Annotated in this window: 8 protein-coding genes; 3 read left to right on the top strand and 5 right to left on the bottom strand. The window is 69.3% G+C overall.

Translation table 11 applies throughout. From position 1 onward, the window contains the following. Positions 1–72 precede the first annotated feature (72 nt). Positions 73–1,479, top strand: coding sequence for an MFS transporter (locus MMSR116_RS30270; protein WP_010684648.1), 1,407 nt, complete (start codon positions 73–75; stop codon positions 1,477–1,479). Positions 1,480–1,485: 6 nt separating this feature from the next. Here the strand turns inward: MMSR116_RS30270 and MMSR116_RS30265 are convergent, their stop codons facing one another. Beyond that, on the bottom strand, positions 1,486–1,938 hold the full coding sequence (locus tag MMSR116_RS30265) for a hypothetical protein (RefSeq protein ID WP_010684647.1): 453 nt from the start codon (positions 1,936–1,938) through the stop codon (positions 1,486–1,488). A gap of 82 nt (positions 1,939–2,020) precedes the next feature. On the opposite strand from MMSR116_RS30265, the gene MMSR116_RS30260 reads away from it, so the two are divergent. Continuing rightward, positions 2,021–2,575 carry a Uma2 family endonuclease gene (locus MMSR116_RS30260; protein WP_106428276.1) on the top strand — a complete coding sequence of 185 codons (555 nt, stop codon included), beginning with the start codon at positions 2,021–2,023 and terminating at the stop codon, positions 2,573–2,575. A gap of 52 nt (positions 2,576–2,627) precedes the next feature. Then, positions 2,628–3,641, top strand: coding sequence for an adenosine kinase (locus MMSR116_RS30255; protein WP_010684645.1), 1,014 nt, complete (start codon positions 2,628–2,630; stop codon positions 3,639–3,641). 53 nt (positions 3,642–3,694) lie between these two features. Here the strand turns inward: MMSR116_RS30255 and MMSR116_RS30250 are convergent, their stop codons facing one another. From MMSR116_RS30250 to polA, 4 genes are all read right to left on the bottom strand, one after another. Next, on the bottom strand, positions 3,695–5,419 hold the full coding sequence (locus tag MMSR116_RS30250; RefSeq protein WP_432419883.1) for a HAMP domain-containing methyl-accepting chemotaxis protein: 1,725 nt from the start codon (positions 5,417–5,419) through the stop codon (positions 3,695–3,697). Between the two features lie 79 nt (positions 5,420–5,498). Then, entirely contained in the window at positions 5,499–6,470 is a 972-nt protein-coding gene (locus tag MMSR116_RS30245) for an NADPH:quinone oxidoreductase family protein (RefSeq protein ID WP_010684643.1), read from the bottom strand. Between the two features lie 55 nt (positions 6,471–6,525). Further along, positions 6,526–8,613 carry a hybrid sensor histidine kinase/response regulator gene (locus MMSR116_RS30240; protein ID WP_010684642.1) on the bottom strand — a complete coding sequence of 696 codons (2,088 nt, stop codon included), beginning with the start codon at positions 8,611–8,613 and terminating at the stop codon, positions 6,526–6,528. Positions 8,614–8,837: 224 nt separating this feature from the next. Next, entirely contained in the window at positions 8,838–11,990 is a 3,153-nt protein-coding gene (polA, locus tag MMSR116_RS30235; protein WP_010684641.1) for a DNA polymerase I, read from the bottom strand. Positions 11,991–12,011: the final 21 nt, after the last annotated feature.

The following is a 12,011-nucleotide window of genomic DNA, read 5'->3' as shown; positions in this document are numbered from 1 at the left end:
CGGGCGCCCTTGTGGGCTCGGCCGTTCCGAGGCAGTTGCGGGCTGGGGCGGGAACGGAGCTCGGGGCGGCGCATGGCGACGATGGAAGTGCGGGCAGCCCCGGAGGGCCTTGAGACCGGCGTCCTGCTCGCCCGGCTCGACCGCCTGCCGCCGACCCGCACGATCTGGCGGCTCGTGGCGCTGCTCGGCCTCGGCTTCTTTTTCGAGCTCTACGACCTGCTGTTCACCGGCTACGTGGCGCCCGGCCTCGTCAAGGCGGGGATCCTGACCCCGACGACGCCCGGCCTGTTCGGTGCCAGCGGTGTCGCGAGCTTCGTCGCGGCCCTGTTCACCGGCCTGTTCATCGGCACCCTCCTGTGCGGCTGGCTCGCCGACCGCTTCGGGCGCCGGGCGATCTTCACGTGGTCGCTCCTGTCTTATACGGCGGCCAACGTGGTCATGGCCTGCCAGACCGAGGCCTTCGGCCTCAATCTCTGGCGGCTCATCGCGGGCATCGGCCTCGGCCTGGAGATGGTGACGATCGGCAGCTACCTCTCCGAACTGGTACCGAAGGCAATTCGCGGCCGCGCCTTCGCCCTGTGCCAGGGCATCGGCTTCACAGCCGTGCCGGCTGTGGCGTTTCTGTCGTATCTGCTCATCCCGGTCGCCCCGCTGGGCGTCGATGGCTGGCGCTGGGTGGTCCTGATCGGCGCCTCCGCGGCCCTCGTGGTCTGGTGGCTGCGCGCGGGCCTGCCGGAGAGCCCGCGCTGGCTGGTAGAGCACGGGCGCCTCGCGGAGGCGGACGCGGTTCTTCGCCGGCTTGAAGCGCAGGTGGCGGCCGAGTCCGGGCGCCCGCTGCCTGCACCCGCTGCACCAGAACCGGTGCAGCCGCGCGGCGCGTTCCGCGACCTCTGGGTGCCGCCCTACCGGCGCCGGGCGATCATGATGGCAGGCTTCAACGTCTTTCAGACGGTCGGCTTCTACGGCTTCGCGAACTGGGTCCCAACCCTGCTGGTGGCGCAGGGAATCACGGTCACGTCGAGCCTCGCCTACACGGCACTGATCGCGCTTGCTGCCCCGGTCGGCCCGCTGATCGGGCTTCTCATCGCCGACCGGTTCGAGCGCAAGCACGTCATCGTGGCGGCCGCGCTCCTCTACATCGCCTGCGGAATCGCCTTCGCACGCACCACGGACGTCAACGCGATCGTGGCGCTCGGCATCGGCCTGACGCTCGCCTCCAACGTCATGTCGTACAGCTTCCACGCCTATCAGGCCGAGCTGTTCCCGACCGGCATCCGGGCTCGGGCCGTGGGCTTCGTGTACTCATGGAGCCGCTTCTCGGCGATCTTCACCGGGTTCGTCATCGCCTTCGTGCTGCGTCAGGCAGGCACGCCGGGGGTCTTCCTGTTCATCTCGGCGGCGATGCTCATGGCGGGGCTGCTCGTCGGCCTCCTCGGTCCGCGGACGCGGGACGTGGCGCTGGAGAAGATCGTCGGGTGAGGATCCTCACCGGTCCGGCGGCGGACCAAAGCGTCCGAGGTAGCGGCGCGCCCGAGGCAGCGCATCGTGGACGAACTGTCTTGGCTCCCGGAGCCACAGCCCGCCGATGCGCCCGAACCTCCTTTCCGAGATCGGAACTTCCGGCGGCAGCGGGACCAGAGCGGCGCCCCAGCCGGGCATCCGGAGCCGCGCGCGGTCGAAGGTGCGGGCGATGCAAAGATTGCGCACGCAGTAGCCGTAATAGTCGAAGACCCAGGCCTCCGTCGCCACCACGATGTGGTTCCCGGTGGAGCCGGGCGCCGGCTTGAACCAGAGGACGGTCATCCCCGGTCTGCCGTACCGTTCGAGTAAGGCGTGGGCCAGGATGTGGCAGGCGCCGCAAGCGAAGAAGACGCGGTCTGGCAGGTTCCACCGCTTGACCGAATCGTGCTTCGCGCCGGGAGTGCTGCGCAGATACATGCCTCGACGCTCCGCGGATCCGGCTCTCAGGAGCCCGGATCCATGCTAGCCTCTCCGCATGGTCGCACAGCCGAAGCCGCGGATGAATGTCGACGAGTTCCTGGCCTGGGCCGAGGATCGGCCGGGACGCTTCGAGCTGGTCGACGGCGAGGTGTTCGCGATGTCGCCGGAACGGGCCGGGCACGCTCTCGTGAAGTACGCCGCACAGACGGCCCTGCACCGGGCGATCGCCCGCGCCGGGCTCGGCTGTCACATGATGCCCGACGGCATGACCGTCCGCGTCGACGCTAGGACGACGTTCGAGCCCGATGCGCTGGTCTATTGCGGTCCCCGAATGGATCTCGATGCCGTCGAGGTGCCCGATCCCGTCATCGTCGTCGAAGTGCAGTCGCCAGGTACTCGCGCGGTCGATTCGGGCCTCAAACTGACCCGCTATCTCAGCCTTGCGAGCGTGATGCACTACCTGATCGTGGATCCGGTGAAGCGTCTCGTCATTCATCACCGCCGCGCGCAACGCGGCCTCATCGAGACCCGGATCGCGACCGAGGGTACGTTAGACCTGACCCCGCCCGGCCTCAGCCTGCCTGTGCCGGACCTGTTCGCCGATCTGCCGCCGGCCTCCGACCACGGAGCTTGATCCGATCCGAGGCGGATGCCACAGCGGCGCGGACTCGAATCAGGACGCCCGGATGACTGCAGCCCTCGATCTCCTCGTTCTCGGCAACGCGATCGTCGACGTGATCGCCCGGACGGACGACGCGTTCCTCGACGCGCAGGGCGTCACCAAGGGCGCGATGCAGCTCATCGACGAGCCGCGGGCCGAGACCTTGTTCCAGGCCATGGGACAGGCGACGATCGTCTCGGGCGGGTCGGGGGCCAACACAGCCGTGGGCGCGGCCCTGCTCGGCGCCAGGACGAATTTCGTCGGCAAGGTCCGCGACGACGAACTCGGCGGCCTGTTCAGCCACGATCTCCAGGCCACCGGCGTGGGCTTCACGGTCCCGGCCGCGATGGACGGACCGGCGACCGCGCGGTGCCTCATCCTGGTGACGCCGGACGGCGAGCGTACCATGAGCACCTATCTCGGCGCCTGCCAGGGACTCTCGCCCGACGACGTCGACAAGGCGCTCGTGAGCTCGGCCCGGGTCGTCTACCTTGAGGGCTACCTCTGGGATCCGCCGGCCGCCAAGGACGCGTTCCGGAAGGCCGCACAGATCGCCCATCAGGCCGGCAACGCCGTCGCGCTGACCCTGTCTGACGCGTTCTGCGTCGGACGCTACCGGGACGAGTTCCTGGACCTCGTCCGAGACGGCAGCATCGACATCCTGTTCGCCAACATGGGCGAACTCCAGAGCCTCTATCAGACCGACGATCCCGAGGCCGCCGTGGCAGCCCTGCGCGACGAGCGAAACGCCCGTGGGCGGCACCTGCTCGGCCTGGTCACGCGCTCGGCCGACGGCGCCCTGGTGGTGCAGGGCGGAGAGGTCCACGCGGTCGAGGCGAGCCCGGTCGACGCGGTAGTGGACACGACCGGCGCGGGCGACCTGTTTGCGGCCGGCTTCCTGGCGGGGCACGCCCGTGGCCTCGACAACGTAACGAGCGCGCGCCTCGGGACGCTGGCGGCCGCGGAAATCATCCAGCATATCGGCGCCCGCCCGCAGGCCGATCTCGTCGGGCTCGCCAAAGCGCGCGGACTGCTCTGAAGCACCCGCCGGGACAGGCGGCCAGCGTTCGCGCAGGCCGCGCCGGGTCCCGATCAGGCCGCTCGCACCGTTCCGAGGAAGTGCGTCACCTCGCGGCCGAGGGTCTCGGCGTGGTGCGTCAGTTCGGACGCCGCCGTGAGGACCTGGTTCGCCGCGGCCCCGGTCTCCTTCGCGGCCTCCGCCACGCCGGAAATAGTGTCTGTGACCTTGCCCGCGCCCTGCGCGGCCTCTGCCACGTTGCGGACGATCTCCTGCGTGGCGGCCCCCTGCTCCTCGACCGCGGCGGCGATCCGGGTCGCGACGGCGCTGATCTCCTGGATGCGCCCGCTGATCCGGCCCATGGCCGCGACGGCGTCCCCCGTCGATCCCTGGATCCGGGCGATGTGGCTGCTGATCTCGTCGGTCGCCCGGGCGGTCTGGCCGGCCAGCGCCTTCACCTCCGCGGCGACCACGGCGAAGCCGCGGCCGGCCTCACCGGCACGCGCCGCCTCGATCGTCGCGTTGAGCGCCAGCAGGTTGGTCTGCTCGGCGATGGCCGTGATCATCGTCACCACGTCGCCGATGCGGGCCGCCGCGCCGCTCAGATCCTGCACCAGATGGGCGGTGGATTCCGCGTCCTCGACGGCCGCTTGGGTCATCGCCGTGGAGCTTGAGACCTGACGGCCGATCTCCTGGACGGAGGTTCCGAGTTCCTCGGCGGCGGCGGCCGCGGTGTTGACGTTGGATGCTGCCGTGCCGGCCGCGCTCGCCACCAGCCGCGACCGGTCGGCCGTGCCGGTCGCCGCCGTGGTCATGGTCGAGGCCGTGCTCTGAAGCGCCGCCGCCGCCGTCGACACCGTGCCGATGATCCCGCCGACGGCATTCTCGAAAGCTTCGGCGATCTGGCGCATGCCGGCCCGCCGCTGCTCCTCGGCGATGGCGCGTGCCTGGGAAGCCTCCGCCTCAAGGGTCCGATTCCGGAGCAGTCCGTCCTTGAAGACCTGGACGGACGCGGCCATGGCGCCGATCTCGTCGCGCCGCTCCGCGCCGAAGACCGGTACGGTCAGGTCGTCCGCCGCCAAGCGTCTCATCATGTCCGTCAGAGACCGGATCGGCCGCGCCACCGAGCGCCAGACCCACCAGAGCGCCGCTCCCGCGGCGATCAGGCCGATCAGCAACAACCCCAGGGAGAAGATCCAGGCCGCCTGGTAGGCGGCGTCCGCGCGGCGCGTCGCCGTCTCGGTACCCTCAGCGTTTACCTTGGCGAGGTCCGCGAGCGCGTCGAAGCTGTCAACCAGCGGCGGTCGGGCGGGCGCGATCGCGTCGCGGGCCGCGTTCCGGTCTCCCCGCGCGACCGCGGCGACGATCGGCTCGCGCACGGACAGGTACGCCTTCCAACGCTTCTCGAACGCGTCCCACAATGCAGCCTCGCGGGGGGTGCCGACGCGGGCTCTGTATTGCCGGAACTTTCCCGGGATCAAGGCGTCCATCTCGATGAATTCGTTATCGAGGTCCCGGTTCTCGCCCGCGTCGACGGCGACGACCTTGCGGATGGTCGTGGTGTGATAGCGGAGAACTAGGAACTGGAGCGCGTCCAGCTCCCTGTCCTTCCGCAGCCAGGTCTCGCGCGCCTCCCGGCCTGACGACTCGATCGTTTTGAGCTGCACCAAATTGCCAACATCACCTATAATCAAGATCAAAAGTGCGATTATGGATGATAGCGCCAGCTTGAAAGCTATATTTTGAAACCAAATCATCGTCAGCTCCATCGAGATCACACCGCGGATCTGGCAGAGCATGATGACATTTTGCCGTAAATGCTTGGTTTTTCGACGATACGTCCTATGGTTTGTCTAGTGAATTCTTGGCGCGCGGCCCTCAGGGTCGCAGCAACACCTTCCCCACCGCGGCCCTGCGGGTCAGCAGGCCGAAGGCCTCGGGGAACTCGGTCAGCGGATAGACTCCATGAACCTTCGCGGTGAGCTCGCCCTCCGCCACCCAGCCGAGGAGCTGGCGCTGGTCGGCCTGATGCGCCTCCGGCTCGCGGTCCAGAAAGGCGCCCCAGTGGACGCCCTGCACGTCGAGTTCCTTGAGGAGCATCAGGTTCAGGGGCAGCCGCGGGATCGCGCCGGCGGCGAATCCGATCACGAGGTAGCGCCCGCGCCAGCCGAGCGCCCGCAGGGCCGGCTCCGCGTAGGCGTCCCCGACCGCGTCGTAGACCACGTCCACCCCGCCGCCGCTGATTGCGCGCAGCTCGTCCTTGAGCGTCGCGGGGTCGTAGACCAGCGTCGCCTCGGCCCCGTGGGCGCGGGCGACCGCGAGCTTCTCCTCCGAGGAGGCGCAGGCGATCACCCGCGCGCCGATCAGCCGGCCGAGTTCCACCGCGGCGAGGCCGACGCCGCCGGAGGCGCCGAGGACCGCGAGCCACTCACCAGGCTGCAGCCGCGCCCGGTTCGCGAGCGCGTGGAGCGACGTCCCATACGTGATGGTGAGCCCAGCCGCCTGCTCGTCCGGAACGGCGTCCGGAACGGGCGTGAGCTTCCTGGCATCGACGGCGATCAGTTCCGCGCAGCAGCCGTGCCCAGCATGGACGATCACCCGGTCGCCCACCGCGACGCCCGAGCTTCCCTCGCCCAGGGCTTCCACCACGCCGACGCCCTCTCCGCCGGGGGAGAACGGCAGCGGCGGCTTCACCTGATAGCGGCCGGCGACGATGAGCGTATCGAAGAAGTTCAGCGCCGCGAGCCGGATCCGCACCAGGGCCTGCCCAGGGCCGGGCACCGGGTCGGGGCGCTCGGCGATCTCCAGATGCTCCGGCCCGTCGAGCCTCGTGCACAGCAGCGCCCGCATCGCGTATCTCCTCCCCGGCATTTGCCGGTCGATGAGGCCCGAACCGGCGGCGCGGTCAAGCCGTGCCGATCATCTCGCGGATGCGCGCGCCCAGCACCTCCACCACGAACGGCTTGGTGATGACCTGCATGCCGGGATCGAGCTGGCCGTTCCCGAACACGGCGTTCTCCGCGTAGCCGGTGATGAACAGCACCTTGAGCCCCGGCCTATTGACCCGACCGGCCTCGGCCATCTGGCGCCCGTTCATCCCGCCCGGGAGCCCGATATCGGTCACCAGCAGGTCGATGCGCACGTCGGATTGCAGCACCTTGAGGCCGGCGCTGCTGTCGGCGGCCTCGATGGGAGTGTAGCCGAGATCCTCCAGAACCTCGGTGATCAGCATCCGCACGGTCGGCTCGTCGTCCACCACCAGCACTGTCTCCCCTGGGGCGGCCCGCGGCGGCGCGCCGAACCCGGCGTGCGGATCCTCCTCCGCCGCCGCCCCGAGATGGCGCGGCAGGTAGAGGCACACCGTGGTGCCCTGGCCGACCTCCGAGTAGATCCGAACCTGCCCGCCCGATTGCTGCGCGAAGCCGTAGATCATCGAGAGGCCGAGACCGGTCCCCTGCCCCAGCGGCTTGGTCGTGAAGAACGGCTCGAAGACCTTGTCGACGATCTCCGGCGGCATGCCGGTGCCGCTATCGGTGACGCACAGCGACAGATACTGGCCCGCCGGCATGTCGTGGCGCCGGGCGGCGCGCTCGTCGAGCCACGCATTGGCCGTCTCGACGGTGATGCGTCCGCCCTCCGGCATCGCGTCCCGAGCGTTGATGCAGAGGTTCAGGAGCGCGTTCTCCAGCTGCGGCGGATCGACCAGGGCGGTCCAGAGACCGGCGGCGCCGACTACCTCGACGACCACCGCGGGTCCCACGGTGCGCCGGATCAACTCCTCCATGCCGGCGACCAAGCGGTTCACGTTGGTGGGCTTGGGGTCGAGGGTCTGGCGGCGCGAGAAGGCGAGCAGCCGATGAGTCAGGGACGCGGCGCGCTTGGAGGCCCCCTGCGCGGCGTTGATGTAGCGGTCCACGTCCATCATGCGGCCCTGGCTCAGCCGGGTCTGCATGAGTTCCAGGGATCCCGAGATGCCGGCCAGCAGATTGTTGAAATCGTGCGCGATGCCGCCGGTGAGTTGCCCCACCGCCTCCATCTTCTGGGATTGGCGCAGGGCCTCCTCGGCGGCCGCCAGGGCGTCGGCGCGCTCGCGCTCGGCGGTGAAGTCGCGTCCGACGGCGTTGATCACCCCCTCGCCGGGCCGGGCGGCCCAGCTGATCCAGCGGTAGCTGCCGTCCCGGTGGCGGTAGCGGTTGTCAAATCGCGCGAGACTTGTCCCCTCGGCGAGTTGCCGCGCCCCCTCGATCGTGCGGGTCAGATCGTCGGGATGGACGAGACCCATAAGGTTCGTGCCGACGAGTTCGTCCGCGTGCCAGCCGAGCACCTCGGTCCAGGCCGGGTTCACGGCGGTGATCGTCGCGTCGAACAGGCAGCGCAGCATCATGTCGGAGGAGAGCGTCCACAGGGCGTTGCGGTCGGCGGTGCGCTCCTCGACCTGACGCGCCAGGGTGGCGTTGAGGTTGCGCAGCTCCGCGAGCGCCATCTCGAGCTGAGCCTGGCTGTCCTTGAGGGCGGCGTCGGCGAGCACCCGGCCGGTGGTCTCGTTCGTGAGAATGAACAGCCCGGCGACCCTGCCCTCGGCATCGAGCACCCGCGAGTAGGAGAAGCTCCACCACGTCTCCCGAGCGCCCCGGTCGGTGTCGAGCTGCCATGGCAGATCGACGAAGCGCTCGGGCTGGCCGGCCATGGCGGCGTCGATGATCGGCTTCGCCTGCACCCAGGCATCGGCCCAGACCGCGTCGAACCGCGCGCCCATGGCCCAGGGCAGCCGGGGGCCCAGGAGCGGGAAGTAGGTGTCGTTGAAAAAGAAGTGGAGGTCGGGGCCCCAGGCCAGGATCATCGATTCCGGCGAGTTGAGCACGAGCGAGAGCGCCGCGCGCAACTCCGCCGACCACGTCTCCGGGGCACCGAGGGGATGGCCGGTCCAGTCGCGGGCGCGGATCATGGCCGCAGCTTCGCCGCCGCCGTCGAGGAAGGAGAGAAGATTGGTCACAAGCTACGAACGCGGCATGTCATGGGCGTACGGCGTATGAGCGTCGTCGGCGGCATCTCCAAGAGGCCCGCTCGCAGTTCAACGACGTCGTTTCGGAGCACCACCGTCCTCGCGAGCGGAGCGAAGCAACCCACGGCACCAGGACATTGGCAGGGGTAGCGCTGACCGGCTTGCTTCGCACCAGTTGCAAAGGGGTCGGCTTAACGTCGATCCGACCCGACCTGTCAATGCGCCTCTTGCCAGTTCCCAGCCGCCTTGGCCTCCACCACCAGCGGCACCCGCAGTGTCAGCGCGGGCGCCGGCGCCTCCTCCATCACCGAGGCGATCACCGGGATCGCTTTGTCCACCTCGTCCTCGGCAACCTCGAACACCAGCTCGTCGTGCACCTGCAGCAGCATCTGCGCCTTGAGCTTCTTGGCCGCCAGCGCCGTCTCCATCCGCGCCATGGCCCGGCGGATGATGTCGGCGGCCGAGCCTTGAATCGGCGCGTTGATCGCCTGCCGCTCGACGCTGGCGCGCTCGGACGGGTTGTTGGAGCGGATCTGCGGGTAGTGGCAGACCCGGCCGAACAGGGTCGTCACGAAGCCCTTGTCGCGGCAACTCTTCTTGGTCGTCTCGATGTAGTCTCGGATCCCCGGGAACTGCTCGAAATACTGCTTGATGAACGCCGAGGCCTCCTCGCGGCCGATCCCGAGCCGGTCGGCCAGCCCGAAGGCCGAGATGCCGTAGATGATGCCGAAATTGATGGTCTTGGCCCGCCGCCGCAGGTCAGGGGTCATGTCCTTGAGCGGCACGCCGAACATCGCCGAGGCGGTGGCCGCGTGGATGTCGATCCCGTCCTCGAAGGCCTTCCGGAGTTCCGGAATGTCGGCCATGTGGGCCAGGAGCCGCAACTCGATCTGCGAGTAGTCGGCCGAAATCAGCCGGTTGCCGGGCGCGGCCACGAAGGCGCGGCGGATGCGCCGTCCCTCCTCGGTGCGGATCGGGATGTTCTGCAGGTTCGGCTCGGAGGAGGAGAGTCGCCCCGTCGTGGTCGCCGCCAGGGAGAACGACGTGTGGACCCGCGCGGTTTCGCGATCGGCATGGGTCTGGAGGGAGTCCGTGTAGGTGGATTTCAGCTTCGAGAGCTGGCGGTACTCTAGGATCTTCTTCGGAAGTTCGTGGCCCGCCTGGGCCAGCTCCTCCAGCAGCGTGGCAGGCGTCGCCCATTGGCCGGAGGGTGTCTTCTTGGCCCCCGGCAGGCCCATCTTGCCGAACAGGATGTCGCCGATCTGCTTCGGCGAGCCGACGGAGAACTTCTCGCCGGCATCCTCCTGGATCTCCTCCTCCAGGCGGACAAGGATCTGCGAGAAGTCGCCGGAGAGCCGGCTCAGCATGTCCCGGTCGACCCGGATGCCGCGCTGCTCCATCCGGGCGATCACCGGCAGAAGGGGCCGCTCCAATGTCTCGTAGACCGCGACCCGGTGCTCCGCCACGAGGCGCGGCTTCATCATCCGCCACAGGCGTAAGGTGACGTCCGCGTCCTCGGCCGCGTAGGCGGTGGCCTTATCGATGGCGACCCGGTCGAAGGTCACCTTGTTCCGGCCGGTGCCGGCGACATCGGAAAACGTGATCGGCTGGTGGCCGAGATGGCGGCGGGCAAGCTCGTCCATGCCGTGGCCGCCCTTGCCGGCGTCGAGCACGTAGGAGATCAGCATCGTGTCGTCGAACGGCGCCACCTCGATGCCGTAGCGGGCGAGCACGACCCAGTCGTATTTCAGGTTCTGCCCGACCTTCAGGACGCCCGGATGCTCCAGGAGCGGCTTCAGCCGCGCGAGGGCCTCCTTGAGCGGGATCTGGCCCGGCACCGGCTCGACCACGTCGGAGGGCGCAGCGCCCTCGCCGAACAGGTCGGTGGCGTCGGCCTGCACCTTGGCGGCCTGGACGTGGGCGAGCGGGATGTAGCAGGCGCGGCCGGTCGCCACCGCCAGCGAGACGCCGACGAGGCCGGCCCTGTGGGCGTCGAGGGCATCGGTCTCGGTGTCGACCGCGATCACGCCGGCCTCTTCGGCCTCGGCGATCCATGCGTCGAGCTGCTCCAGGGTCGAGACCGTCTCGTAGGCCGCGGTGTCGAATGGCGCCACCGCCTCGGCGGCGCGTGCCGCCACCACGTTGCCTGGCGTCGCTTCGACGGGGGCCCGGGGCTTGGCGGGGGCGTCGGGCAGGTCGAGATCGGCGAAGGGGTCGACCTCGCCGCCCTCCGGAGGAGCCGCGCCCGGCGGGCGCTCGGCCCCGGCCGCCGCTGTCTCGGGATCCGGCGGCACGGAATCGCCGAAGAACGGCACTGCGTCGCTACCTCCCGCGCCGTTGCTGTAGGCATGCGGCCGGGCGCCCGGCAGGAGTCGCGGATCAGGCTTCACTGCCTCGGGGTCGACGTGCAGCATCTGGGCGATGCGGCGGGTGAGCGTGTTGAACTCCATCGCCTTCAGGAAGCCGACGAGCTTCTCCGGGTCGGGCTTGGGCACGCCGAGTTCGTCCAGCGGCACCGGGACCGGCACGTCCTCCATCAGTGCCACAAGCTTGCGCGAGAGCTTGGCCTGGTCGACGTTGGCCAGCAGCGTCTCGCGGCGCTTCGGCTGCTTGATCTCGCCGGCCCGCTCCAGCAGGGCCTCGAGGTTGCCGAACTCCTTGATCAGCGCCGCCGCGGTCTTGAGGCCGATGCCGGGCACGCCGGGCACGTTGTCGGAGGTGTCGCCGATCAGCGCCAGCGCGTCGCCGATCTGGTTCGGCTGCAGGCCCTCCCACTTGGCGATGATTGCCTCGACATCGAGGTTGCGCTCGGGCCGATAGCCGGGCTTGCCCTTGGCGCCCGACTCGAAATCGTAGAACCGCACCTGCGGCCCGACGAGCTGCATCAGGTCCTTGTCGGAGGAGACGATGATGACGCCCGCGCCCCGCGCCTCGGCTTGGCGGGTGTAGGTGGCGATGAGGTCGTCGGCCTCGTAGCGTTCCAGCTCCACCGCGTGCAGGCCGAAGGCGCGCACCGCGTCGCGCATCAGCGGCATCTGGCGCTTGAGGTCGTCGGGCGCGTCGGGGCGGTGGCCCTTGTAGTCCGGGAACATCTCCTTGCGGAACGAGCCCTCTGACTTGTCGAAGACGATGCCGAGATGGGTCGGCATCGTGCCGGCCGCGCCGTCTTGCAGGAACTGCGCGATCTTGGTGCAGAACAGCCGCACGGCGCCGGTGGGCAGGCCGTCGGAGGGGCGCGAATTGTACTTCTGGTCTTGATTGATCGACTGGAAATAGGCCCGGAAGATGAACGACGAGCCGTCGACCAGGATCACCTGATCGCCGGGGCCGACCTTCTTGGGACTTGCGGAGGCGGTCTCGGCAGTCATGAGGGTGAGCGTCTCGGGGTG

Source organism: Methylobacterium mesophilicum SR1.6/6 (assembly GCF_000364445.2).
In the GTDB taxonomy this organism is placed as follows: Bacteria; Pseudomonadota; Alphaproteobacteria; order Rhizobiales; family Beijerinckiaceae; genus Methylobacterium; species Methylobacterium mesophilicum_A.
The sequence above is the reverse complement of the archived record's forward strand: the minus strand, read 5'-3'. Positions and strand labels throughout refer to the sequence as shown.